Raw genomic sequence first — 23,844 nt, 5'->3', positions numbered from 1 at the left:
CGTCCCGTAGGGCACTGGTGGCGGTGGTCGGAGGGGGTCCGGGGTCGGGGTCCGGGTCAGACCGCGACGGGCTCGCCGGCCGCCGCGGCGATCTCCGCCTCGGCGACGACGCCGGTGACGCGGCGCAGCTTCTTCATCGGGCCGAGCTCGGAGTCGTAGACCTTCTTGACGCCGTCGCCGAGGGAGGACTCGATGGTGCGGATGTCGCGGACGAGGCGGGTGAGGCCCTGCGGTTCGACGGAGGCGGCCTGGTCGGAGCCCCACATGGCGCGGTCGAGGGTGATGTGGCGCTCGACGAAGGTGGCGCCGAGGGCGACGGCGGCCAGGGTGGTCTGGAGGCCGGTCTCGTGGCCGGAGTAGCCGATCGGGACGTTCGGGTACTCGGCCTGGAGGGTGTTGATGACGCGGAGGTTGAGCTCCTCGGCCTTCGCCGGGTAGGTCGAGGTGGCGTGGCAGAGCAGGATGTTGTCGCTGCCGAGGACCTCGACGGCGTGGCGGATCTGCTTCGGGGTGGACATGCCGGTGGAGAGGATCACCGTGCGGCCGGTGGCGCGCAGGGCGCGCAGCAGTTCGTCGTCGGTGAGGGAGGCGGAGGCCACCTTGTGGGCGGGGACGTCGAACTTCTCCAGGAAGGCGACGGCCTCGGTGTCCCACGGGGAGGCGAACCAGTCGATCCCCTTCTCCTTGCAGTACGCGTCGATCTGCCGGTACTCGTCCTCGCCGAACTCCACGCGGTGGCGGTAGTCGATGTACGTCATCCGGCCCCAGGGGGTGTCGCGCTCGATGTCCCACTGGTCGCGCGGGGTGCAGATCTCGGGGGTGCGCTTCTGGAACTTGACGGCGTCGCAGCCGGCCTCGGCGGCCACGTCGATGAGCTTGAAGGCGTTGTCCAGCTCGCCGTTGTGGTTGATGCCGATCTCGCCGCAGATGTACACGGGCTGCCCCGGGCCGGCGGTGCGCGAGCCGAACTGGCGGAGGCGGGTGTTGGTGCTCATGTCAGGAAGTTCCTTACTGGGTGACGGGGTCGAGAGAGTCGAGAGACGGTCCGAGGATCCAGCCGGCGATCTCCCGGATCGCGCCGTCGCCACCGGCGAGGGTGGTGACCGCGCGTGCGGCGCCGCGTACGACGTCGTGGGCGCTCGCGACCGCCACGGGCCAGCCCACGAGGGCGAAGCACGGGAGGTCGTTGACGTCGTTGCCGACGTAGAGCACGCGCTCCGGCGCGATGCCCTGCTCCTCGCACCACTGCTTGAGGGCGAGGTCCTTGCGGTCGATGCCGTGCAGGACCGGCAGCTTCAGCTTCCGGGCCCGGGCGGCGACGACCGGGTTCTGTTCCGTGGACAGGATGAGCAGCTTCAGTCCGCTGCGGCGCAGGGCGGCGATGCCGAGGCCGTCCCCGCGGTGCACGGAGACGAACTCCCGTCCGTCGGAGTCGATCAGCACCCGGTCGTCGGTCTGGGTGCCGTCGAAGTCGAGGACGACCGCGTCGATGTCGTCGGCGGTCGGAAGGGCGCCGGGCAGGTCCGCGTCGAAGAGGGGGGCGAGGGCGCGGGCCCGGGCCAGGTCGTGCGGGTCGTCGATCTCCAGCACGCGGGCGGGGTCGGTGCGGACGAGGTCGGTGCGGCCGAAGAAGCGGTGGCCGTGTTCGCGGAAGCCGGCCGCGTCCATCGCGTAGGCGGCGCCGGTCTCCAGGAAGTCCTGGGGGCGGTCCTGGCGGCGGGGGCGGTAGGACTTGTCGTGGTTGACGCCGTGGCCGCCGGTGCCGTACTGCGCGTCCTTCGGCGCGCGCTCCGCGACTCCCGACGCGCGCTCCGCGACCCTCGGCGCGTGCTCCGCGACCCTCGGCGCGTCCTCCCCGCCCCCCGACTCGCCGGTGTCGCTCGACGTGTCCTCCGCGTCCCGCCACACGAACCCGTGGAAGGGGGCGACGGTCACCGCCGTGTCCGCTCCGTCCTCGACGACGGCCGCGGCGACCCCGTCGACGTCCTCACGGACCAGGAACGGGCTGGTGCACTGCACGAGCAGCACCACGTCGACGGACGCGCCGTGCAGGGCCTCGTGCGCGTCCAGGGCGTGCCGGACGGCGGCCTCGGAGGTGGCGGTGTCGCCGGCGATGGCGGCGGGCCGCAGCACGACCTCGGCGCCGGCCTCGCGCGCCGCCGCCGCGATGGCCCGGTCGTCCGTGGAGACCACGACGTCCGTGACCAGGCGGGCGGCCCGGCACTCGCGCACGGCCCGCACCACCAGCGGCACACCGCCGACGGCGGCGAGGTTCTTCGCGGGGACGCCCTTGGAGCCGCCGCGCGCCGGGATCACGGCGAGCACCCGGCGTACCCCGGCCTGGGAGTGGGACATGGGCTGGACTCCTTGACGTGGAAGCGGGACTCCCCGGCGGGAGGGGCGGTGGTTCACGACGCCGCCCGCGCTCCCCGCCCGGCGGCCCGGCGGTGCGGCGGTACGGCGGCCTCCGGGCGGCGGGCGTTCACAGCTCCCCCATGCGCCGGATGACGGGTGCCACGCGCTGGACGCCGTGCCGGTAGGCGCCGCGGGCCGCGCGGCGGACGATCTGGCGGACCGGGCCGGGGGCCCGGTCGCCGGCCGGGGCGTTGGGCAGGGGGCTGCCGTCGGCGGCGAGGTGGTGGCGGGCGAGGATGCCGGGGAGGTAGCCGGGGGCGGTGGCGGGGGTGTAGTAGGGGGTGAGCGGCGGGAGGCCGCCGGGTCGGGCGAGGAGATCGGTGATGCGGGCGCGGGCCGTGTCGTAGGCCCGGTCGTACGAGCCGTCGGCGGCGACGCCCTGCCGGGCCACCCAGTCCTCGTCGGGGGTGGGGCGGTGGCCGGCGTCGAGCTGGTCCCAGGAGGCGAGGCAGCCGGAGCCGACGAAGTGGTGGTTGCCGAGCGCCTCGCGGATCCCGAGGTCGGTGAGGATCGCGGTGGGGACGCGGCGGTGGAGGGATTCGAGGGCGGCGGTGGAGCTGACCGTCACCAGCAGGTCGGTGCGGTCGAGGACCTCGCCCATGTTGCCGTACACGAGGCGGAAGTTGGACGGCGCGTCGAGCTTCTGCGCCAGCTTCTGGTAGGGCAGTTCCTCGATGTGGGTGGTGTGTTCGCCCGGCCGGGAGCGCAGCTTGAGGAGCACGTCGCGGTCGGGGTGGAGCCGGGCGTGCCGGATGAGCCGTTCCAGCAGGTAGGTGCGGTCCCTGCGGTTCTCCGGTACGGAGGGCTGGGCGGCGAAGACCACCGTGCGGGTGTCGGGTCCGCCCGGGTGGGCGGCGCCCCCGAGGAACGGCAGGGCCACCTCGGTCACCGAGGAGGCGTCGGCGCCCACGCCCTCGTACACCGCGCGGAAACGTTCCGCGTCCTGGCGGGAGTTGGCGAGGACGAGGTCGGCGCCGTGCCGCAGCAGCAGACCGTCGGCGAGCTTCTCGTAGACGACACCGACGTAGCCGGTGACGACGACGGGCCGCTCGCTCGTGCCCTCCGTGATCCGCTTCAGCCCGTGCAGGACCGCCTGGACGCCGCCGCCGACGAGGGCGAGGACGAGGACGTCGTACCGCTCCCGCGCCATGGCGCGCAGGAACTCGACGGCGGTGACCTCGTGCAGGGAGTCGGCGCGCACGCCCACCTCGGCCAGCTGCCGGGGGGTGGGGGTGGCGCGGCCGCGCAGGAGGAACCCGTCGAGAACGGGGGCGGCTTGCGCCGCGTCCGGGGATCCGGCTTCGATGGCCGGGCCGCCGGGCGCGATCCGGGCCGCGGTCGCCGCACCCCACTTCCAGCGGGTGTCGGAGTCCGCGAGCACGGCGATCCGCAGGGGGTTCGAAGTACGTGGTGGCACGTCGAAGACGCTAGGAAGCGAAATCCAGGTCCGGCCCAACCTCGACTCAACAGGAAGTTAACAACGCCCCACCGGTCACCGAACTGGCCCGTCGATTCATGGGAATTACACGGGGTGCACCGTTCCGTCACACCGATTTCATCGCCCGTACCCGCGGCGGAAATACTCGCTGTCCGGCGCGCTCCTAGGCTTTCGCGGGTGCCAAAGCTCTCCGTGATCGTGCCGTTCTACAACGTGCAGCAATACGCCCCGGACACCCTCAGAAGCCTTCGGACGAACGCCCGTCCGGACTTCGAGTTCGTCCTGGTGGACGACCATTCGAAGGACGAGACCCCGGCCATTCTCGAACGGGCGGCCGAGGAGTTGTCGGCGGTCGCCCGGGTGCGCCTGATCCGCCACGAGGAGAACGGGGGACTCGCCACCGCCCGCAACACCGGCCTGGACGCCGCGCAGGGCGAGTACGTGACGTTCCTGGACGGCGACGACTGGCTCGCGCGCGGCTATCTGGGCGAGCTGGTCACCGCGATCGAGGAACTGGGCTGCGACTTCGTGCGCGTCGACCACGTGCAGGCCACCGGGCGCGCCCGCACGCTCGTCCGGCACCCGCTCGGGCGGCGCGGGGAGGTGCTCCGCCCGCGCGAGGCGATCCTGCCCGCCGACCGCACCACCTCCGTGGACTACGCCTACGCCTGGGCCGGCGCCTACCACCGCCGGCTGCTCGACAAGGGCCTGCTGCACTTCACCGACGGGCTGCGCACCGCCGAGGACCGGCCGTGGATCTGGAAGCTGCACCGGGAGGCGGAGTCGTTCGCGGTGCTGAACCTGCACGGCGTCTTCTACCGCCGCGGGGTCGCCTCCTCCCTCACCCAGATCGGTGACGTCCGGCAGCTCGACTTCATCCGCGCCTTCGACCAGGTCGTCGACGAGACAGCGCGGGACCCCGAGGCGGGCCGGCTGCTGCCCAAGGCGGTGCGCACCTACTGCGCGATCATCGCCCACCACCTCGCCGAGACCGAGAAGTTCGAGCCGGCCGTGGCCCGGCAGCTGCGCACGATGAGCGCGGCGGCCATACAGCGCATGCCCCAGGAACTGCTCACCGACGTCCTGGACCGCATGGACCTGCGCCGCTCCGCGAAGCTGCGCCGGCTGCGCCGCAAGATCACCTCCCAGAAGACCGGCCCATCGAAGACCGGCACATCCAAGACCGACCCACCGAAGACCGGCACATCCAAGACCGACCCATCGAAGACCGGCACATCCGAGGCGGCCGCCTGATGACCCGTACGACCCAGATCCTGTGCGCCTCCACCCTCTACGGCGCCGCCACCCTGGCCGCCGCCCTGGACTCCGGGAGCCTGTCGCCCGCGGACCGGCGGCTGCTGCTGGTGTGCAACAACGCGACGAACCCGGAGACCACCCCGGCGGTCGACGAGATGCCCGGCTTTGAACCGCTGCGGGACCGTTTTGATGTGGTGCTGTCCTGGAACGCGGCGATCAGCCCCTTCCACCCCGGCGCCTGGTCGCCCCGCCCCGACGACGTGCCCCTCTTCGAGCGGTACCTGCGCCTGTTGTGGGGGCTGGGCGAGGACCGGGTGGAGATCGTCCTGGAGTCGATCCAGGTCGACCCGGCGCAGGCCATCGCCCAGATCTTCACGGGAGCGCCCGTCGACGTCTACGCCGACGGGCTGATGAGCTACGGCCCCACCCGCAACAAGATCGACCCGCTGATCGGCACCCGCGTGCGGCGGCTGCTCCACCTGGACCTGGTGCCGGGTCTGACGCCGCTGCTGCTCACCGAGTTCGCGGTGCCCGCGCGGACCGTGCCGGTGAGCGCGTTCCTGAAGGTGCTCGGCCAGGTCGGCGAGGCGGTGCCCGCGCTGCCGGCGCTGCCCGACGGCAGCGCGCTGCTGCTGGGCCAGTACCTGTCCGCGCTGGGCATCCTCTCCCCGGACGAGGAGGAGGACCTGCACGTGCGGATGATGCGCGGGGCGGTCGCCCGCGGCCACCGCGCGATCGTGTTCAAGCCGCACCCCACCGCGCCGGTCCGCTACAGCCGCGTCCTGGAGGCGGAGGCCGCCACGCTGGGCGTGGAGCTGACCGTGCTGGAGACGCCGGTCCTCGCCGAGGTGCTGTTCGAGCGGGCGCGGCCCGCGCTCGTCGTGGGCTGCTTCTCCACGGCCCTGTTCACCGCGCGGGAGTTCTACGGCCTGCCGGTCGCCCGGATCGGCACCGGGCCGCTGCTGGAGCGGCTGTCGCCGTTCCAGAACAGCAACCGGATCCCGGCCGTGCTGGCGGACGCCCTGCTGCCGGACCTGGAGGACCGGGAGGGCGAGCAGCCGCTCGACGCCGACTCGGTGGGCGACCTGGTCGCCGCGGTCGGCTTCGTGATGCAGCCGCAGATGCACCCCGGCCTGCGCCCGGCCGCCGAGGAGTACCTGCGCACCCGGCTCGGCCCGCGCACCCAGCGGTACGTCCGCCGCAAGCGGCTCACCGCTCTGGGACTGCCGGGCGGCATTCCGGAACGGCTGTCCTTCCTGCCCCGCAACGCCACCGCCCGCCGGGTGGTACGCCGGGCACGGGCGCTGCGTAAGGCGGTGCGGCGTACGCAGGCGTAGCCGGTGCGTCGGACGCCGGCGTGCCGGGCGTCGGGCGTCGGGCGTCGGGCGTCGGGCGTCGGGCGTCGGGCGTCGGGCACAGGCTCGGCCAGGGCGCTGCTCAGGGATCACCCCGGAACGGCCGGGCATGGACGTCCAGCGCTCGCGGAATGTTCACCGGGCGTTCCCCCTGGATTCCCCGTTCCGGGAAACCTGATCGTATTTCATGCACGAAAGAAGGTATGCCTGGTCCTCCGTCACCGAGGCCGGTACTCAAGGTGGCTACCGCGTTCTGAGCGCCTTCTCCGCCGCCCAAGATTTCGGAGTGGACTGGTACATCGATGCGCATCGCTGTGTTTGTCGAGAACCGCAACGGCGTCAACCTCGCGTCTGAGATCATGCGCGCCGAGGGCGCCGACGCCCATTCGTTCCACCTGGTCACCGCGGACCGGGACGGAAACGTCGCCGGATGGATCGCGGAGGAGGCGGCGGCCCGTTTCGACGGTCTCACGGCACGCAATCTCTTCACCGTCGACGAGGCGCTGAGCGACGCCGAGTTCCTGGAGGAACTGGGCCACCGCATACGCGCCTTCGCCGAGGAGGAGGGCGTCGACCGGCTGGTGTTCTTCAACGACCAGTCGCAGCGCGGACGCCGGGTGGCCGGGACGCTGGGCCGCTCCCTCCCGCTGGTCCTCGTCCAGGACGGCCACCTCGACTTCCACTTCAAGCGGACCGACGCCGGGCTGCACGACCAGAACTGGTACTACGGCTCCTCCGGCCCGGCCGCCGTCTGCGTCTGGGGCCCGGCCACCGCCCACCACCTGCTGTTCCGCTCCGCGGACGCCGACGCGCCGGTCCACATCACCGGCGCCCTCGGGCACAGCGACGACCCCGCCCTGCTGCGGGCGGCCCGCTCCACCACCCACCGGCACGCCAAGGACCCCGGTGAGCCGCTGCGCATCGTGGTCCTCGACCAGCCGCTGGGCGACCAGCGCAAGCTCTCCCGGAACCAGCACCGCGAGCAGCTCACCGAACTGTGCGCCGCGCTCACCGAGTTCGGGCAGGTGGAGATCAAGCCGCATCCGTCCACGCTCGACGGCCACCTCACCTGGCTGCGCACCCTGCCGGACGTGACGGTCCTGGACGAGAAGGCCCTGCTGGACGCCGAGGCCCTCGACGGGTACGACCTGGCGGTCACGTTCTTCTCGACGACGTATCTCCAGACGCTGCGGGCGGGCACCCCGCTGATCCTGTTCAGCCCGCCCCCGCTGAACATCGTCTTCCCCACGGTCAACCACCCGCTGCTGCGCAACGTGGGCACCGTCGGCGAGCTCGTCGACGTGGTCGCCGACCTCCAGCGCTCGGGCAAGTTCGCGGCCAACGTGCACGGCGAGCCCGTCGAGCACTTCATCGCCTTCCAGGACGACGTGCCCGAACGCGTCCTGCGCCTGGTCGAGCGGGCCCGCGTGCCCGCCGAGCGGCCCGCCCCGCGCTGGACGGCGGGCGAGGACGACGGGCACGCCGGCCTGTCGCGGGCCGAACGGGCGCTGCGCGCCGTCCAGGGGCGGATGGACCGGCCGCGTTCGCTGGCGGTGCTGGGCCTCGGCTTCTCGTACGTCACGGGCGTGGCGATCCCCGTCCTCACCTACACCCAGGCGCTGCTCGCGCAGAGCCCGGTGGACGTCCGCTACTTCGACCTCGGCGCCTACAGCCGCGCCGAGGACGTCATGGCGGACCTGGAGGGCGCCGAGGTGGTCCTGGTCAACAGCCTGGCCCCGTTCTGGCGTTCGCCGCTGGCCAACGAGCTGGTCCAGGCGCTGCGGGACGCCGGGAAGTCCGTGGTGCTGTACGCCCACGAGACCGAGTACGTCATGAACTTCGAGGGCGGCCAGCACACCCTGCGGCACCAGGAGATGCTGACCCTGCTGCCGAAGCTGAAGGTGCTGTGCGTCTCCACCGCGCAGGCCGACATGTTCCGCCAGCTGGGCGTGAGCGACCCGGTCGTGGTCTACAACACGGTCCCCCGCGACACCCACCGCGCCCGCGCGCGGCGCACGCCCGGGGAGCGGCCGCGGATCGTGATGGTCGGTTCCATGCAGGACCGCAAGGGCCTCGACCTGTTCTCGCGGGTCGCCGAACTGGCCTACGCGCAGGGACTGCCGTGGCGCTTCGCGTGGATCGGGCACAAGACCTGGCGGATCAACGCCTCCACGCTGCTGTCGGACCGCGTCGAGTGGATGGGGGCGCTCTCCCGGGACCGGGTGCGGGAGGAACTCGCCGCCTCGGACGTCTTCTTCCTGTCCAGCGTCGACGACCCCATGCCGCTGTCGGTGGTGGAGGCGGTCCAGCAGCGGCTGCGGACCGTCACCTACCACCGGGTGGGCTCCCGGGAGGTCCTGGAGGGCGTTCCCGGCTACCGCTCCTTCGCCGAGTACACGCCCGAGGCGGCGCTCGACGCACTGCGCCGGGTGCTGGACGAGGCCGTGTCGGAGACGGAGTACCAGGACGTCGAGGAGCTGTTCGACATCCCCGCGTTCACCGCCCGGATGACGACGGCGCTGGGGCTGCCCGGGCCGGGCGAGTCCCGGCGGCGCCCCGTCGCCGACGGCGGGTCCCCCGTGGCCGACGGCGGGTCCCCGGGGGCGTCCGGGACCGGCGCGGCGTCGACGGCGGACGGCGTGTCGGAGGGCACGGGCGGGACGGCCCACGGCGTGTCGGAGGGCGGCCACGGGACCGGCGACGGCCTGCCGGACGGCGCGGAGTCGCCGAACGCGCGGTTCGCCGCGGTGCTCGCCCGGCACGGCAAGTACCTCACCGAGGACTTCACCCGTCACTTCGAGGCGGGCAAGCACGACGACGCCCTGCGGGTGGGCACCGAGATCCTGCGCCGCCGGCAGCCGGTGGACGTCCTGATCGGCATGGCCGAGATCCGGGCCCGGCGCGGCGAGGTCAAGGAGGCCTGCCGGCTGCTCTCCGCGGCCGCGATCGCGGGCGGCGAGCGGGCCCGGGTGTGGACGGAGGTCGCGCGGGTCGCGAACCTGCTCGGCACGCGGGGCCGCTCCATCCGGCAGCTCGCGCGCCGGGAGGCGGTGCGCGTCCAGCTCGGCAACCGCTCGGCCCGACTGCTGAAGTCGGACTGAGGCACGCTCTGGGCCCGGCTGGCGAAGTCGGACCGAGACACGCTCTCGACCCGGCTGCCGAAGCCGGACTCAGGCACGCTCTCGACCCGGCTGCCGAAACCGGACCGAGACACACGCACGGCCCGGCCGCCGAAACCGGACCGAGGCGACCGCACGGCCCGGCCCCGGGCGTCCGGGGCCGGGAGAGACGAACCCACGGCGCACTGCGAGGGATACCAGCGTGACGGAAACGGTCGTGAGCACCTCCGCATCACGGTCCGGCGCGGCACCGGCGGCCCGGGAGCCGGACGTTCCGGACCCGTCCGCGCCGACCCGGTCCGCGCCGGACCCGTCCGCGCCGGGTCCGGGGCGGCGGGAGGGCAGGCTCCGGGCCCTGGACGGGCTGCGGCTGGTCGCCGCGCTGATGGTGGCGGTGTACCACTACGCCGGGCGCGGCGGTGACGTCACCCGGGCCTGGGGCACCTCGCCGAAGCTCCAGTTCCCGACGCTGAGCGCGTTCGCCGCCTACGGCTGTCTCGGCGTCCAGGTCTTCTTCGTGATCAGCGGGTTCGTGATCTGCATGAGCGGCTGGGGCCGTTCGCCGCGGTCGTTCTTCGCCTCCCGCGCGTCCCGGCTGCTGCCGGCGTACTGGGTGGCCGTCGTCCTGGTGACGGCGGTGTTCGCGCTGCCGGCGGTCGTGTACGAGGCCGTGTCGCCGAGCGACGCGCTGGTGAACCTGACCCTGCTCCAGCAGCCGCTGGGCGCGGACCGGGTGCTGGGCGTGTGCTGGACGCTGTGGGTGGAGATCCGCTTCTACGCGCTGTTCGCGCTGTGCGTCGTGCTGCCGGGCGCGAGCCGGCGGCGGGTCGTGCTGTTCTGCGCGGTGTGGACCCTGGCGGCGGTCGTCGCGGAGGCGGCGCACGAGCCGCTGCTCGACCTGCTGGTGATGCCGGAGTACGCGCCGTACTTCATCGGCGGCATCGGCCTCTACCTGGTCCACCGCGACCGGCGGGACGCCGTCGCCTGGGGCATCGTCGCCGTCGGCTTCCTGATCGGGCAGCACTACGCGGTGGACTCGCTGTGGAACGCCTCCGACCCGGACGCCTTCGCCCACCGCACCACGTTCGGCATCGTCCTCGTGGTCGCCTTCGGCTTCGCGGCGGTCGCGGCGATCGCGCTCGGCCTGCTGAACCGGGTGAACTGGCGCCGGCTGACGGTGGCCGGGGCGCTGACGTACCCGTTTTACCTGGTCCACGAGCACCTGGGGTGGGTGGTGATCCGCGTGCTGCACCGCGGCCTGCACCTGCCGTCGGCGGCCACCTTCGCCCTGACGCTCACCTCGATGCTGCTGCTGGCCTGGCTGCTGAACCGGTTCGTGGAGAAGCCGCTGACGCCCCGGCTGCGGGCGGCGCTGTCGCGGGTGCGGTGAGGAAGGCCCCTACGGCATTCCGTACCGCTCCGCGATCCCGTCGAGGACGATCGCCAGCCCTTCCTCGAAGTGCCGGTCGTAGTCGGTGAAGATCTCCTTGCCCGCCCGGGCCGCCAGGGGGAAGTCGGCCATCATCCGGGCGCGCTCGTCGAGGTCGATGCCCTCGCTCCGTTCGCCGGGCCGGGGGAGGACGCCCTGTTCCTCGGTGACGAAACCGAGGGTGTACAGGTAGGTCGTGGTGGTCGCGCGGACGGCCCGGTCGAAGGGGAATCCGGCGGCGGTGAGGAGGCGCAGGCTGTCCTCCATCTGCTCGGCGTGCTCGAAGCCGGTGAAGCGTGAGCCGCTGAAGACCTTCGCGCCGTCGCGGTAGCCGAGCAGCGCCGCCCGCAGTCCGCGGTTGGCCTTCAGCAGCCGCTCCCGCCAGGTGTCGCCCGGGTCCAGGGGCGTTCCGGCGACCATGCGGCGGTACATCTCCGTCGCCATCTCGTCGAGCAGCGCCTGCTTGTCCTTGAAGTGCCAGTACAGGGCGGGCGCCTTCACGTCCAGCTCCCGGGCGATGGCCCGCAGGGTGAGTCCCTCCAGGCCGACCTCGTCGAGCAGCCGCAGCGCGGTGTCGGCCACCTGCTTCCGGTCCAGGGGGGCGCGTCGTTCGGGGGTCACGCTTGACAGTTTAACGCCGTTAAGGACACCCTTGCGACCGACGGCACTTAACAGCGTTAAGGAGAGTGGTCGTATGACGGCGTATGCGCACGAGACGGACGTGCTCGTCGTGGGCGCGGGCCCGAGCGGGCTGGCCCTGGGCATCGAACTGGCCCGGCGCGGGGTGGACGCGGTCCTCGTCGAGCGGGCCGACGGGCTGTTCCCCGGCTCGCGGGGCAAGGGGCTCCAGCCGCGCACGATGGAGGTCTTCGACGACCTCGGCGTCCTCGGCGCGATCCGCGCGGCCGGTGGCAGCTATCCGGTAGGGATGATCTGGCAGGACGGACGGCGGGCGGGCGAGCACCACATGTTCGACCCGGTGGAGCCGACCGAGGACTCCCCCTACGACGAGTCGTGGATGGTGCCGCAGTGGCGCACGCAGGAGATCCTGCGGGCGCGTCTGGAGGAACTCGGCGGCAAGGTCGCCTTCGGGCGCGAGGTGACGGGGATCGCGCAGGACGCGACGGGGGTGACGGCGCACTGCGCCTCCGGCGGGGACGTCCGCGCCCGGTACGTGGTCGCCGCCGACGGGGGCCGTTCGGCCGTGCGCCGGGCGCTCGGCATCGGCATGACCGGCGAGACGGTCGACCCGAGCCCGACACTGGTGGCGGACGTGCGGGTGGCCGGGCTGGACCGCGACAACTGGCACATCTTCCCGCCGAGCGGGGAGGACGGCGGCTTCCTCGCCCTCTGCCCGCTGGCGGGCACGGACGACTTCCAGCTGGTGGCCCGGTTCGCGGAGGGGACGTCGGTGGACCTCTCCGCCGACGGCATCCGCGCGGTCGTCGCCGCCCGCACGCACCTCGCCCCGCAGGATGTGACCGAGGTCCGCTGGGCGTCCGACTTCCGTCCGCGGGCGGCACTGGCGGACCGTTTCCGCGACGGGCGGGTCTTCCTCGTGGGGGACGCCGCGCACGTCCACTCCCCCGCCGGCGGGCAGGGCCTCAACACCAGCGTGCAGGACGCGTACAACCTGGGCTGGAAGCTGGCGGCGGTCCTGCGGGGGCAGGCCCCGGCCGCCCTGCTGGACACCTACGAGGAGGAGCGGCGCCCGATCGCCGCCGATGTGCTCGGCCTGTCGACGAGCGTGCACCGGGGGGAGACCCGGCGCGGGGAGGCGACGCGTCAGCTCGGCCTCGGCTACCGGGAGTCGTCGCTGTCGCGGGAGACCCGAGCGACCCCGGGCCCGGTGCGGGCCGGTGACCGCGCACCCGACGGGAGGGTGGGCGGCGTACGGCTCTTCGACGCGTTTCGCGGACCGCACTGGACGCTGCTCGCGCTGGACACCGCCGGTGAGGTCCCGGACCTGGGGGACGGCCTCGGGGACGGTCTGGGGGACGGCCCGGGGGACGAGGTGCGTGTCGTCCGCGGTGCCGCCCCGGAGTGGTACGGGGCCGGGTGGTTCCTCGTCCGGCCCGACGGGTACGTCGGCTGGGCCGGTGACGAGCCGGCGGACCTCGCGGCGTACGTCGCGTACGTCACGGAGCTGGGTCCGCGCCGGTAACCGGCCCGGTCAGGAGCTCGCGAGGGACAGCTTCGCCGCGAACCCGAGGAACAGGGCCCCGGCCGCCGAGGTGGCCCCCGCAGAGAGGCGCCTGCGCCGCCGGAAGGCGTCCGCCAGCCTGGTCCCGCTGAAGATCAGCGCGCTGAGGTACAGGAAGCTGGCGAGCTGCGCGAACGCCCCGAGGACGACGAACGACAGGGCCGGGTAGGCGTATCCGGAGTCAACAAACTGAACAAAAAAGGCGACGAAGAACAGGATCGCCTTGGGGTTGAAGAGGCTGACGACGAGGGCCCGCCGGAAGGGCCGCTCGTCGGGGGCGGCGGCCTCGGGCCGCTCGGCGGCCGGCTCGCGCCGCTCCCGCCACATCCCCCACGCGGCCCGCAGCATGCCGACCGCCAGCCAGGTCAGGTACCCGGCGCCCGCGTACTTCACGATCCCGAACAGCACGGCGTTGGCCTGGAGGAGGGAGGCGACACCGGCGGCGGACAGCGTCATCAGGACGGTGTCGCCGCACCACACCCCGGCCGCGGCGGTGTACCCGGCCCGCACACCGCGCCGGGCGGCGACGGAGAGCACGTACAGGGAGTTGGGCCCGGGAAGGAGGACGATCAGGACGAGGCCTGCCAGGTAGGTGGGAAGATCGATGACGCCGAACATGAGGACGAGTGTCGCACGGGCGTACGACCGTCAGTCCTCGCCGTCCAGGAGGAGGTCGACGGAGAGCTCCAGGGTGACCCCGACCGACTCGGGGAGGGGGATCGACTGGCCTCGCTCGTAGCGGAGGGGGGCGGGGTACTTGCCGTCGGCCGGGTCGGTGAACACGAGGACCTCGGCGTGCTTGCGGTCGGCCACCACATAGACGGGGACCCCGGCCTCGGCGTAGACCTCGGGCTTGCTGAGTGTGTCGTCGGCCCAGTGGGAGGAGGTGACCTCCAGCACCAGGCGGAATACGTGCGGTGCGTAGCAGTTCTTCTGGACGAGAGCGTCACCGATTCCGGCCTCGACGATCGACAGGTCCGGAATCGCGTAGTCCGCCGGCCCTGTCGGCAACCACAGGCCGATCCCGGGGCGCACCTTGAGACCGGCCTCCTTCGCTCCGGCCCGCCGGATCTGGTAGCCGACCTCGAACACCGTTCCCTGATGCGACTCGTCCAGCGGTGGTGACACGATGAGGCTCCCTCGAATGATCTCCGCGCGGTGTCCGGGCAGCCAGCCGGAAACACGGTCGGCGGCCTCGGCGATCGTCATCTGGCGCTCTGTCACAGTCACGACGACCTCCCTTCGGGAGCACTCTTCAGGAGGGCGTCCGGGGACGTGCCGCCTTCCTCCGGTGATCACCCACACGGGGGAATCACCCGGTTCAGAACGCATCCGCCGGTACATGCGTCCCCCACACCCCCCGCAACGCGTCGCACACCTCCCCCACCGTCGCCCGGGCCCGCAGCGCCTCCTTCATCGGGTACAGGACGTTGTCGTCGCCCTCCGCCGCCTTCCGCAGGGCGTCCAGGGCGGAGTCGACCGCCGCCCGGTCGCGTTCCGCCCGCAGCCTCGCCAGCCGCTCCGTCTGCCGGGCCTCGATCGCGGGGTCGACGCGGAGGGGCTCGTAGGGCTCCTCCGCGTCGAGCCGGAAGCGGTTGACGCCGACCACGGTCCGTTCGCCGCTGTCGGTCTCCTGGGCGATGCGGTAGGCGGAGCGCTCGATCTCGGACTTCTGGAAGCCGTGTTCGATCGCCGCGACCGCCCCGCCGAGGTCCTCGACCTTCCGCATCAGCTCCAGCGCGGCCGCCTCGACGTCGTCGGTCATGCTCTCGACGACGTACGACCCGGCGAAGGGGTCGACCGTCGCGGTCACGTCCGTCTCGTACGCCAGCACCTGCTGCGTCCGCAGCGCCAGCCGCGCGCTCTTGTCGGTCGGCAGCGCGATCGCCTCGTCGAAGGAGTTGGTGTGCAGGGACTGGGTGCCGCCGAGCACGGCCGCCAGGCCCTGCACCGCCACCCGCACCAGGTTCACCTCCGGCTGCTGCGCCGTCAGCTGGACGCCCGCCGTCTGCGTGTGGAAGCGCAGCATCATCGACTTCGGGTTCTCCGCCCCGAACTCCTCCTTCATCACCCGCGCCCAGATCCGGCGCGCGGCACGGAACTTGGCGACCTCCTCCAGGAGGGTGGTGCGCGCCACGAAGAAGAAGGACAGCCGGGGGGCGAAGTCGTCGACGTCCATGCCGGCCGCGACCGCCGTACGGACGTACTCGATGCCGTCGGCGAGGGTGAACGCGATCTCCTGCGCGGGGGAGGCGCCCGCCTCGGCCATGTGGTAGCCGGAGATCGAGATGGTGTTCCACCTCGGCATCTCGGTCCGGCAGTAGCGGAAGATGTCCGCGGTCAGGCGCAGGGAGGGCTGGGGCGGGAAGATGTACGTGCCGCGCGCGATGTACTCCTTCAGCACGTCGTTCTGGATCGTGCCGGTCAGCCGGTCGGCGGCGACGCCCTGTTCCTCGGCGACCAGTTGGTACAGGAGCAGCAGCAGGGCCGCGGGGGCGTTGATCGTCATCGACGTGGAGACCCGGTCCAGCGGGATGCCGTCGAACAGCACCCGCATGTCGTCGACCGAGTCGATGGCCACGCCGACCTTGCCGACCTCGCCGTGCGCGATCGGCGCGTCGGAGTCGTGGCCCATCTGGGTGGGCAGGTCGAAGGCGACCGACAGGCCGGTGGTGCCGTGGGCGATGAGCTGCCGGTAGCGGGCGTTGGACTCGGTCGCCGTGCCGAACCCCGCGTACTGCCGCATCGTCCAGGGGCGGCCCGTGTACATCGACGGGTAGACGCCCCGGGTGAAGGGGTACGCCCCCGGCTCCCCCAGTTTTCGCTCCGGGTCCCAGCCGTCCAGGGCGGCCGGCCCGTAGACCGGCTCGATCGGCAGTCCGGACTCCGACTCGCGCGCCATGGTGTGATGCCTCCCGCTGAGCGATCGTGCGGATCGGTCAGTCACCACCATGCCGGGCCGGACGCGTGCCGTCATCCCGGCGCGCGCCTAAGGCCGTCGTCTCGGGGAGGGATTCTCGGGGAGAGGTTCGCGGCGCGGACGGGACCGGGGGAACGTGTCCCGCCCGCGCCGGGTGCACGAGCCGCGGGTACGGGGGGAACCCCGGCTCGTGCGAGGGGCCGATGACCAGTCGGCTCACTCTCTACTGCGTCACGGCCGCGGAAAACGTCACACCCTGAGCCGAAGTTTTTTCGGCGGTTGGGAAACAGCAGGTCAGGAGGGTTTGCAGGGGCCCGGGGGGCGGTGGGAGAGGCGGGGCGGGGTCACCGGAAGGCGCCGGACGGACCGGGGCCGACAGACCCACCGGCACCACGGAACACACCGGACACACCAGACGCACCGGACTTGCTGGTGCCACTGGCGCCACCGGTGCTGCTGGTGCTGCTGGTGCTGCTGGTGCCGTGGAACGCGGTGGACTCACCCGTCACCTCGTTCGCACCGGTGTCCTTGCCGCTCTTCCCGCCGCCGCTGTCCTCGTCGTCCCCGGTGTCCTGGCCGGCTCCGCCGCCGCCGTCGTCGTTCTGCTGGCCCGTGATGCCCTGGTCGCCGTCGTAGCCCTGCTCGTCGCCGGTGTCCGTGCGGTCCTGGCCGCTGCTCGTGCCGCCCTCGGCCTGGCTGTCCCACGCGTCGCGGTCGTCGCCGGTGCCGGAGTCCTGGCCGCCGGTCGTGTCGAGGACCTGCGCGCAGTACGACGACACGCGGGAGGAACCGCCCGCCGCGTCCTCCAGGGCGCTGCGGCGGTCGGCGTCCAGCCGGCGGCCGTCCTGGACGTCGCGGCAGGCCGAGGTCACGCCGCTGGGCCAGCTCAGGCCGTCCCCGGTGCCACGGGCGGCGGAGTCGTCGCCGGTGCCCCGCGCGGTCCCGTCGGCGTCCGGTGCCGAGGTGCCGCTCGCGGTGCCGTCGGAGGCGGTCGCGCCGCCCTCGCCGTCGTCCGGCGGGGGCGAGACGAGCGGGCGGTCCGGGCCGGGGGTCGCGGCACCGGAGACGGAGGACGCGGGTCCCGGGTCGGTGCCGTCGAAGGGGGTCGGCAGGATGCCCGTACCGGCCGCGACGGCGACCCCGCCGGCCATGCCGACGGCCAGCGCGGCGGCCAGCCCGAGGCGTACGGGGTGACGGCGGCGGCGGCGAGGGCCGTCCGGCGCGCGCCGTCCGCCGATACGGATCAGCCCGCCGTCGTCGGCGTGGTCGCCGTGTCCGGCCGCGGCGTGGTCGCCGTGCCCGGCCGCGGCGTGGTCGCCGTGCCCGGCCGCGGCGTGGTCGCCGTGCCCGGCCGCGGCGTGGTCGCCGTGCCCGGCCGCGGCGTGGTCGCCGTGCCCGGCCGCCGAAAGTGCGGCTGGTGCCGCCGTCCGGCCGGGGCGTCCGTCGCCGCCGAGGTCCGGGGAGGCCGTCGGGGAGATCGTCGGGGAGGCCGTCGGGGAAGCCACCGGCTGGGGCACGCGCTCGGCGCGGGCCTTGCGGAAGGCGGCCAGGGCGGCGGCCTCGCCGGGGAGTTCGCCGTCGGCCGGGGCGGGGGCGGCGGCGAGCGCGGCGAGGGCACCGACGGTACGGGCGAGCCGTTCGGCCTCGTCGCGGCGGGCGGGACCGACAGCGTTGTCGGGGACGTCCCCGCTCAGCAGGCGCTCCACCGCCGCCCGGTCCAGCCGACGGCCGGAGCCGCGTTCCCCGCCGGGACCGCGGGCCGGGGCGGAACCGCCGGGGGGTTGCCCGTCCCCCGGGAAGACACAGCGCTCGTCGGCCATCACATGTCCTTCTGCGTCCGCGCGAGCGCAGGCGTCACACCGGCGGACGTCGCCGAGCGCGTGCGCGGTCCTCGCTGGGGCGGCAGGGTGTCGAGCACACCGGCCGTTTCCGGGTCGTCGCCGAGCAGCTCGGCGAGCTTCTTCAGTCCGCGGTGCGCGGCCGTCCGGACGGCGCCGGGCCGCTTGCCGAGCGTCTCGGCGGCGGTCTTGGCGTCCAGGCCCATCACCACCCGCAGGACGACGGCCTCGGCCTGGTCCTGCGGCAGCCGGGCGATGAGGTCGAGGGTGCGGCCGGTGGCGAGCGCCTCCAGGGCCTCCCCCGCGGTGTCGGAGTCGGCGGCCCGGCCGGTCAGCTCCGTCTCGTCGCCGCCGATCGCCGGGCGGCGGCCGCGCATCCGGACGTGGTCCAGGGCGCGGTTGCGGGCGATACGGGCGGCCCAGCCGCGGAAGCGGTCGGCGTCGCCGCTGAACCGCTCCAGGTCCCGGGCTATCTGGAGCCAGGCCTCGGAGGCGACGTCCTCGGCGTCGTGGTCGCCGACGAGCGTGCGGACGTACCCGAGGAGCCGCGGGTGCACCGCGCGGTACACGGCCCGGAACGCGGTCTCGTCTCCGTGCTGTGCCGCGAGCACCGCGGCTGTCAGCTCCGCGTCGTCCCCCACGTCGTGGTCCTCGGTCGATGGTTGCGGTGTGACCAACCCGTAGGTGGTCGCGGCCCGCGGGTGGTCGCGGCCCGTAGTGGTCACGGTGGTCACGGTGTTCACACCGCTCCGCCGTCCGGCGCGAAAGGCACGTTACGACCTGAAACCGTCGGCCGTCCATGTCCGGACAAGGCGCGAGGGACGTGTGACGCGGTGGGCGGGCGCGGGGTGTGACAGAAAACGCACGCACGGCGCTGTAGGGAGTACGGGCCGCCGCGCGGCCCGTGCCGCGCGACGGCCGGGGCCTCTCCTGTGGGGGGTGGCGGCCCCGGCCGTTGCCTCGGTTCACCTTTCTGACCTGCGGCGTTTTCGAGGACCGACCGCTTCTGGTCTCAGCTGCCGTAAAGGGCGGGCAGGTCGACCAGGAGGAGGTCGTCACGGCTGTCGGCCAGGTCGACCAGGTCGGGGTAGAAGCCGTGCAGGGAGTACAGGGCCAGAGTGGTGGCAGCGGTGTCGTACCCCTGATCCGCGAGCAGGGCACGGATGCGTTCCAGGCGCTCCAGGTCACCGGTCCCCCGGCGGGCGGCGGTCGCCTTGGCCTCGCCCAGCAGCGCGATCCTCGCACGGGGAGCCTGCGGGCGCTCACCGGCGGCCAGGGCGATCACATCGACCTCGTGCTTCGTCCGGGCGGCCTGGTCGGCGACCTCGGTGGTACCGACCGGTCCGGGCAGCCCACCGGGCAACAGGGTGTGGGCGTACCGACGGGTGAAGTCGCGGGCCAGGTCCTCGAAGTGCGGCCCGAGGATCTTGGAGTTGAAGGTCGGAGCGGCCTGGTGCCACACCTGCTCGGCGAAACCCTGCTCCACGGCGGCGGCCTGCGGGAGCGTGATGAGCTGGTTGAAGCGGATGACGGGGTCGGCGAGCGTGATGACGGGGTGCCTGGAGCGGAGGATGTCCTGTTCCCGCCGGATGTAGCCGGTGGATTCCAGCACTCCCAGCGGGTGAGCGACGGCGTTCCGCGGGCGCTCCAGGGCGGCACCGATCTTGCTCGGGGTGGTGGCGCCCTGCGCGATCGCGGTGAGGATGTCGTAGTACAGCGTGTGCTGCGTGATCCTCGGGTCCTCGCGCAGCAGGTACTCGGTCTCGGTACGCGAGTAGACCGCCCGCCCCGGGTCGAGCAGTGTCCGGGTGAGCCAGGTGTCGAAGCCGTCCTCCGGATGCGGCCGGGCGGCCACCGGCCGGTAGCCGGGGGCTCCCCCCAGGACCGCGTGCACCTTCAGCGCGGTCAGCGGGTCGGTGATCTGCCAGAAGGCCCGGCTGTCACGGTAGTCGAAAGCCCCCAGCCGTAGATCGACCACGGCGCGCCCCCGCAGCGGCTTGGTCCCCGAGAGCAGTTCGTGCATGACGCTCATCGCGGAGCCGCACAGGATCAGCCGCGGGCCCGGCCCGGCGCCGGGCCGGGCACCCCGCTGACGTTCGTCGTAGAGCTGTTGCAGCAGCCCCGGGATCTCAGGCGAGTGCTGGAGCAAGTACGGCAATTCGTCGATCACCAGGAGCGGGTGCGCCGAACGGGCGGTGACATCGAGGGCATTGGACAGGACGTCACGCCAGTCGGTCAGACGCAGACTCCCCGGCCGCAGGCCGGCGTGGGCGGCGACCGCGTCGCTGAACCGCTGGATCGCGGGAAGCCGCCCCTCCTCCCTCACCGCCGTGACGTACAGGCCGCCGACCTGCTCGGACAGGGCCTGTAGAAGGTACGACTTCCCATGCCGCCGCCGCCCCGACACGATGCCGAGCCTCATCGCCGGATCCGGATCGGTGACGAACTCCGCGAGCAGATCCCACTCCCGGTCACGGTCGACCACATCGTCAGGCTTGACCGGCAGGCTTTTCACTCGCCCTCCTCCACCTCGGTGACCCACGAGTGCGTCTAAGTCTACTTCGACAGAATGCGTCGCATTGAATATGTCTCAACGACGCAGTCGTCTGCGTCCATGTCACGCCCCCGGCGTTTCCGGAGTCTGCGGACCGTCGTCCGTCCCGCCGTCGGCGCCGAGCCGGCGGGCGAGCCGTTTCAGCCCCCGGTGGGCGGCCGTCCGCACCGCACCCGGCCGCTTGCCGAGGACGCGCGCGGCAGTGGGCCCGTCCAGTCCGACCACGACCCGCAGCAGCACCGCCTCGGCCTGGTCGCGCGGCAGCCCGCGCACCAGTTCCAGGGCCCGTTCGGTGGAGAGCCTCTCCAGGGCCTGGTCGTGGGTGTCGTGCGGGCCGGGCAGTTCGAGCAGGTCCTGTTCGAGCGCGGTCGCCCGGGGCCGCGCCCGCTGCCGCCGCAGGTGGTCCAGCGCACGGTGCCGGGCGATGGTGGCGGTCCAGCCCCGGAAGCCCGTGCCGTCCCCCTGGAACCGTCCCAGGTCCCGGGCGATCTCCAGCCAGGCGTCGGAGGCGACGTCCTCGGCGTCGTCGCCGACCAGGCCGCGTAAATAGCCCACCAGCCCCGGGTGCACGATCCGGTAGGCGACCGCGAACGCGGCCTCGTCCCCCTCCTGGGCCCGTGCCACGGCCGCGCCCAGTTCCCCGTCGTACGCCTGCGCACGTCGGGGTTCCCCTCCCTGGCCCAAGAACCGTCCTCGTCCGTGCGGAGTGTCCGGTGGGTGCGCGGCGCCCACCGTGTCCACGGTCGAGCCGCGTCCACACCCCCGTCGTGATCAGCGTCCCGCCGCACGGATCTGTCACAGTCCGGCCAGCTCGCACCACACGTACTTGCCGCGGTGCCCGAGCCGTGACAGCGGCTGCCAGCCCCACAGGTCCGAGCACGCCCGCACGAGGGCCAGCCCCCGCCCCTCCTCCGCGTCCCCCAGCTCCTCGAACCTCCCGGGCGCCCCGGGCGGCTCCGGATCCGCGTCCCACGCCCCGATCCGCAACACCCCCTCCCGCCAGCGGACCCGGAGGGCGGCCGGTCCCTTCTGGTGTCCTACGGCGTTGGCGACCAGCTCGGAGGCCAGCAGCTCCGCGGTGTCGACCAGCCCGGCGTGCCCGTGAAGGGTGAGTGCGGCACGGAGGGTGCGGCGACCGACGGTCACGGCGCGGGGGTCGTTGGGGACGTAGAGGGAGTACTCCCAGGAGTCGACGGGGGCGGTGGTGTCGTTCTCGGGCGTGACTCAACTCCGTTGCGGTAGTGAGGTGTTGCGGTCGGCGGGCGGTGTCTTTGCCGCGGCCGTCATGGCAGGACGGGGCGGTGCACTTCCGGGGGTCCCGGTGTTCCGCTGTGTGTGCGTCGCGTCACTGACAGTAGGGACACAATTTGGGACCGTGCAAGTCGTTGTCATAATCTCCCCCTCGAAAGAGGTGCTGCCGTGGGGCAGTTGCGGCGCGAGGAGGCCCGTATGGCGCGCAGGAAGCAGCCCACCGCACGCCAGGAGCGCCTGGGCTCCGAGCTGCGGAAACTACGAGAGGCCGCGGGGCTCAAAGGACGCGAGGCCGCCGCGCTGCTCGGCACGGACTCGGCTCAGATCAGCCAGATCGAGTTCGGCACGGCCGGCGTGAGCGGCGAGCGCGTACGACGGCTCGCCGCTCAGTACTCCTGCACCGACGAGGAATTGATCGAGGCGCTCGCGGCGATGGCGAGCGACCGGACTCAGGGCTGGTGGGAGGAGTACCGAGGCCTCCTGCCCACGTCGTTCCTCGACCTCTCCGAGCTGGAGCACCACTCCGCATACCGCTGGGACATGGACTTCCTGCACATCCCCGGCCTCCTCCAGACGGAGGACTACGCACGGACGCTCTTCTCCTGCCGGGTTCCGGAACTGCCGCAGGAGGACCTTGAGTTGCGCGTCCGGCATCGCATGCAGCGACGCGTCATCATCGAAGATCCGGCACCTGTCCCGTACAAAGCGGTGATCCATGAGGCGGCGCTACGCATCCGAGTCGGCGGCCGCACCACCTTGCGGGCTCAGCTCACGCGCATTCTGGAACTGTCCGAAGCCGACCACATCACCGTACGAATCGTCCCCTTCGACCTGGAGAGCTTCGCCCCTCTCGGAAGCGTCATCGTGTACGCGGGCGCCGACGTCCCGGAGTTGGACACCGTGGTGCAGGACACCCCTCATGGAACGGTGTTCGCCGACTCCGCAGCGCAGCTCAACGTCTTTAGAACGCTCTTCCGTAGAGTGGAGGCGGCATCGCTCGAACCCGTGCGTTCCCGTGACTTCATCCACAGGTTGGCGAAGGAGCTGTGAGGCCATAATGACCCCCGGCAACTGGCGGAAGTCGTCGTACTCTGGCGGCGGCGACGGCAACGCCTGCGTGGAAGTGGCCCACCACCACCCCCACATATCCATCCGCGACTCCAAAACCCCCACCCGAGCCACCCTCACCTTCCCCACCACCGCCTTCACCCCCTTCCTCCAAGCACTGAAGCAGAACCCTCGCTAGCCGCCCGTCGCGAAGGAGCCGAGAAGCCGATGACCGTCACGCCCGACACCTGGAAGAAGTCGTCCTACTCCGGCGGCGGCGACGGCAACAACTGCGTGGAGATATCCGACCGCCGCTGCACCGTCGCCGTCCGCGACTCCAAAGCCCCGACCCGTGCCCCCCTCACCTTCACCGCCATCGGCTTCACCCTCTTCATCGAGGCCCTGAAGCGGAACCCCCACTAGCCACCCGTCGCGAAGGAGCCGAGAAGCCGATGATCGTCACCCCCGGCACCTGGAAGAAGTCGTCCTACTCCGGCGGCGGCGACGGCAACGCCTGCGTGGAAGTGGCCCACCACCACCCCCACATATCCATCCGCGACTCCAAAACCCCCACCCGAGCCACCCTCACCTTCCCCACCACCGCCTTCACCCCCTTCCTCCAGGCCCTGAAGCGGGATCCCCGCTAGCCGGCCAGGAGGGGGCCCGGTGCTTCCGGTCGGGACCCCTCCACCGGTTGTCGGCCACGTCAGCTCGGCTGGTCCCCGGTGTAGCGGTAGATCGCGCCGGCGGAGTTGACGCACCACACGGTGCCGTCGGCGGCCACGCCGATGTCGACCGCACTGCCCGGGATACCGATCCAGGGACTGGCGTCGTGGCCGGTGTAACGGTAGATCTGGTCGGAGGAGTTCACGCCCCACACGTGGGTCCTCGACCCCACCGAGATCCGGGCCAGGCCACCGGAGACGTTGACCCAGTTGGTCGAACCCTGGTCCCCGGTGTAGCGGTAGATCGCACCCGCGGAGTTCACGTGCCACACGGTCCCGTCGGCGGCCACGCC

21 protein-coding genes and 1 pseudogene are annotated in these 23,844 nt (G+C 72.5%); 9 read left to right on the top strand and 13 right to left on the bottom strand.

The window, feature by feature from the left end; translation table 11 throughout:
• Nucleotides 1-56: 56 nt before the first annotated feature.
• The 3 genes from ACFYWQ_RS07090 to ACFYWQ_RS07080 all read right to left on the bottom strand — a co-directional run bounded on the left by ACFYWQ_RS07090 (nt 57) and on the right by ACFYWQ_RS07080 (nt 3,832).
• Nucleotides 57-995, bottom strand: coding sequence for an N-acetylneuraminate synthase family protein (locus ACFYWQ_RS07090; protein ID WP_389513563.1), 939 nt, complete (start codon nt 993-995; stop codon nt 57-59).
• Between the two features lie 13 nt (nt 996-1,008).
• Nucleotides 1,009-2,355, bottom strand: coding sequence for a cytidylyltransferase domain-containing protein (locus tag ACFYWQ_RS07085; RefSeq protein WP_389513561.1), 1,347 nt, complete (start codon nt 2,353-2,355; stop codon nt 1,009-1,011).
• 127 nt (nt 2,356-2,482) lie between these two features.
• On the bottom strand, nt 2,483-3,832 hold the full coding sequence (locus ACFYWQ_RS07080) for a DUF6716 putative glycosyltransferase (RefSeq protein ID WP_389513559.1): 1,350 nt from the start codon (nt 3,830-3,832) through the stop codon (nt 2,483-2,485).
• 198 nt (nt 3,833-4,030) lie between these two features.
• Here ACFYWQ_RS07080 and ACFYWQ_RS07075 point away from each other — a divergent pair, with 198 nt between their 5' ends.
• From ACFYWQ_RS07075 to ACFYWQ_RS07060, 4 genes are all read left to right on the top strand, one after another.
• A complete protein-coding gene (locus ACFYWQ_RS07075) occupies nt 4,031-5,107 on the top strand; it encodes a glycosyltransferase family 2 protein (protein ID WP_389513557.1) in 1,077 nt (358 codons plus the stop codon).
• Nucleotides 5,107-6,447, top strand: coding sequence for an alpha-2,8-polysialyltransferase family protein (locus ACFYWQ_RS07070; protein ID WP_389513555.1), 1,341 nt, complete (start codon nt 5,107-5,109; stop codon nt 6,445-6,447). The genes ACFYWQ_RS07075 and ACFYWQ_RS07070 overlap by 1 nt, the downstream gene beginning before the upstream one ends.
• Nucleotides 6,448-6,767: 320 nt before the next feature.
• A complete protein-coding gene (locus tag ACFYWQ_RS07065) occupies nt 6,768-9,566 on the top strand; it encodes a glycosyltransferase (protein WP_389513554.1) in 2,799 nt (932 codons plus the stop codon).
• Between the two features lie 220 nt (nt 9,567-9,786).
• On the top strand, nt 9,787-10,974 hold the full coding sequence (locus ACFYWQ_RS07060) for an acyltransferase family protein (RefSeq protein WP_389513553.1): 1,188 nt from the start codon (nt 9,787-9,789) through the stop codon (nt 10,972-10,974).
• A 9-nt stretch (nt 10,975-10,983) separates the two neighbouring features.
• Here ACFYWQ_RS07060 and ACFYWQ_RS07055 read toward each other — a convergent pair whose 3' ends face one another.
• Nucleotides 10,984-11,634: a TetR/AcrR family transcriptional regulator gene (locus ACFYWQ_RS07055; protein ID WP_389513551.1), complete on the bottom strand. Its 651-nt coding sequence runs from the start codon at nt 11,632-11,634 to the stop codon at nt 10,984-10,986.
• Between the two features lie 73 nt (nt 11,635-11,707).
• Here ACFYWQ_RS07055 and ACFYWQ_RS07050 point away from each other — a divergent pair, with 73 nt between their 5' ends.
• Complete coding sequence (locus tag ACFYWQ_RS07050; protein ID WP_389513549.1) at nt 11,708-13,177, top strand: FAD-dependent oxidoreductase; 1,470 nt, start codon at nt 11,708-11,710, stop codon at nt 13,175-13,177.
• A gap of 9 nt (nt 13,178-13,186) precedes the next feature.
• Here the strand turns inward: ACFYWQ_RS07050 and leuE are convergent, their stop codons facing one another.
• The 8 genes and pseudogenes from leuE to ACFYWQ_RS07010 all read right to left on the bottom strand — a co-directional run.
• The gene (gene leuE / locus ACFYWQ_RS07045) at nt 13,187-13,834 is read right to left on the bottom strand and encodes a leucine efflux protein LeuE (protein ID WP_389513548.1); all 648 of its coding nucleotides are present in this window, start codon (nt 13,832-13,834) and stop codon (nt 13,187-13,189) included.
• Between the two features lie 30 nt (nt 13,835-13,864).
• A complete protein-coding gene (locus tag ACFYWQ_RS07040; protein WP_389513546.1) occupies nt 13,865-14,446 on the bottom strand; it encodes a Uma2 family endonuclease in 582 nt (193 codons plus the stop codon).
• Between the two features lie 91 nt (nt 14,447-14,537).
• Nucleotides 14,538-16,118 (bottom strand): methylmalonyl-CoA mutase, encoded by a 1,581-nt coding sequence (locus tag ACFYWQ_RS07035; protein ID WP_389513544.1) that lies wholly within the window; start codon nt 16,116-16,118, stop codon nt 14,538-14,540.
• 362 nt (nt 16,119-16,480) lie between these two features.
• Nucleotides 16,481-17,956 carry a hypothetical protein gene (locus ACFYWQ_RS07030; protein ID WP_389513542.1) on the bottom strand — a complete coding sequence of 492 codons (1,476 nt, stop codon included), beginning with the start codon at nt 17,954-17,956 and terminating at the stop codon, nt 16,481-16,483.
• Nucleotides 17,956-18,615: an RNA polymerase sigma factor gene (locus ACFYWQ_RS07025; RefSeq protein ID WP_389514376.1), complete on the bottom strand. Its 660-nt coding sequence runs from the start codon at nt 18,613-18,615 to the stop codon at nt 17,956-17,958. The genes ACFYWQ_RS07030 and ACFYWQ_RS07025 overlap by 1 nt, the downstream gene beginning before the upstream one ends.
• A 371-nt stretch (nt 18,616-18,986) precedes the next feature.
• The gene (locus tag ACFYWQ_RS07020; RefSeq protein ID WP_389514374.1) at nt 18,987-20,396 is read right to left on the bottom strand and encodes an ATP-binding protein; all 1,410 of its coding nucleotides are present in this window, start codon (nt 20,394-20,396) and stop codon (nt 18,987-18,989) included.
• A gap of 195 nt (nt 20,397-20,591) precedes the next feature.
• Nucleotides 20,592-21,212, bottom strand: a complete 621-nt coding sequence (locus tag ACFYWQ_RS07015; protein WP_389513540.1) for an RNA polymerase sigma factor — start codon at nt 21,210-21,212, stop codon at nt 20,592-20,594.
• Between the two features lie 111 nt (nt 21,213-21,323).
• Nucleotides 21,324-21,719 (bottom strand): annotated as a pseudogene (locus tag ACFYWQ_RS07010) (ATP-binding protein); the annotation flags it as partial.
• Between the two features lie 258 nt (nt 21,720-21,977).
• Between ACFYWQ_RS07010 and ACFYWQ_RS07005 the strand changes: the two are divergent.
• From ACFYWQ_RS07005 to ACFYWQ_RS06990, 4 genes are read left to right on the top strand one after another with little or no spacing between them, the layout of a single operon-like run.
• On the top strand, nt 21,978-22,829 hold the full coding sequence (locus ACFYWQ_RS07005) for a helix-turn-helix domain-containing protein (protein WP_389513537.1): 852 nt from the start codon (nt 21,978-21,980) through the stop codon (nt 22,827-22,829).
• A 7-nt stretch (nt 22,830-22,836) separates the two neighbouring features.
• Nucleotides 22,837-23,025 carry a DUF397 domain-containing protein gene (locus ACFYWQ_RS07000; protein ID WP_389513534.1) on the top strand — a complete coding sequence of 63 codons (189 nt, stop codon included), beginning with the start codon at nt 22,837-22,839 and terminating at the stop codon, nt 23,023-23,025.
• Nucleotides 23,026-23,054: 29 nt separating this feature from the next.
• Nucleotides 23,055-23,249: a DUF397 domain-containing protein gene (locus ACFYWQ_RS06995; RefSeq protein WP_389513532.1), complete on the top strand. Its 195-nt coding sequence runs from the start codon at nt 23,055-23,057 to the stop codon at nt 23,247-23,249.
• Between the two features lie 29 nt (nt 23,250-23,278).
• Nucleotides 23,279-23,473: a DUF397 domain-containing protein gene (locus ACFYWQ_RS06990; protein WP_389513530.1), complete on the top strand. Its 195-nt coding sequence runs from the start codon at nt 23,279-23,281 to the stop codon at nt 23,471-23,473.
• 59 nt (nt 23,474-23,532) lie between these two features.
• Here ACFYWQ_RS06990 and ACFYWQ_RS06985 read toward each other — a convergent pair.
• Nucleotides 23,533-23,844 (bottom strand): tectonin domain-containing protein (locus tag ACFYWQ_RS06985; RefSeq protein WP_389513528.1); only part of this gene is annotated, 312 nt, incomplete at its 5' end.

This window comes from Streptomyces sp. NPDC003247 (genome assembly GCF_042888135.1).
GTDB lineage: Bacteria > Actinomycetota > Actinomycetes > Streptomycetales > Streptomycetaceae > Streptomyces.
Note: the sequence above shows the minus strand (reverse complement) of the source record. Positions and strands in the feature narration are given on the sequence as shown.

What these genes read in the sequence shown, in the direction of transcription:
- ACFYWQ_RS07000 (WP_389513534.1), top strand. Translation starts at nt 22,837, where the DNA reads ATGACCCCCGGCAACTGGCGGAAGTCGTCGTACTCTGGCGGCGGCGAC.
- ACFYWQ_RS07065 (WP_389513554.1), top strand. Translation starts at nt 6,768, where the DNA reads ATGCGCATCGCTGTGTTTGTCGAGAACCGCAACGGCGTCAACCTCGCG.
- leuE (WP_389513548.1), bottom strand. Translation starts at nt 13,834, where the DNA reads ATGTTCGGCGTCATCGATCTTCCCACCTACCTGGCAGGCCTCGTCCTG.
- ACFYWQ_RS06995 (WP_389513532.1), top strand. Translation starts at nt 23,055, where the DNA reads ATGACCGTCACGCCCGACACCTGGAAGAAGTCGTCCTACTCCGGCGGC.
- ACFYWQ_RS06990 (WP_389513530.1), top strand. Translation starts at nt 23,279, where the DNA reads ATGATCGTCACCCCCGGCACCTGGAAGAAGTCGTCCTACTCCGGCGGC.
- ACFYWQ_RS07035 (WP_389513544.1), bottom strand. Translation starts at nt 16,118, where the DNA reads ATGGCGCGCGAGTCGGAGTCCGGACTGCCGATCGAGCCGGTCTACGGG.
- ACFYWQ_RS07070 (WP_389513555.1), top strand. Translation starts at nt 5,107, where the DNA reads ATGACCCGTACGACCCAGATCCTGTGCGCCTCCACCCTCTACGGCGCC.
- ACFYWQ_RS07090 (WP_389513563.1), bottom strand. Translation starts at nt 995, where the DNA reads ATGAGCACCAACACCCGCCTCCGCCAGTTCGGCTCGCGCACCGCCGGC.
- ACFYWQ_RS07050 (WP_389513549.1), top strand. Translation starts at nt 11,708, where the DNA reads ATGACGGCGTATGCGCACGAGACGGACGTGCTCGTCGTGGGCGCGGGC.
- ACFYWQ_RS07020 (WP_389514374.1), bottom strand. Translation starts at nt 20,396, where the DNA reads ATGAGGCTCGGCATCGTGTCGGGGCGGCGGCGGCATGGGAAGTCGTAC.
- ACFYWQ_RS07005 (WP_389513537.1), top strand. Translation starts at nt 21,978, where the DNA reads ATGGCGCGCAGGAAGCAGCCCACCGCACGCCAGGAGCGCCTGGGCTCC.
- ACFYWQ_RS07030 (WP_389513542.1), bottom strand. Translation starts at nt 17,956, where the DNA reads ATGGCCGACGAGCGCTGTGTCTTCCCGGGGGACGGGCAACCCCCCGGC.
- ACFYWQ_RS07085 (WP_389513561.1), bottom strand. Translation starts at nt 2,355, where the DNA reads ATGTCCCACTCCCAGGCCGGGGTACGCCGGGTGCTCGCCGTGATCCCG.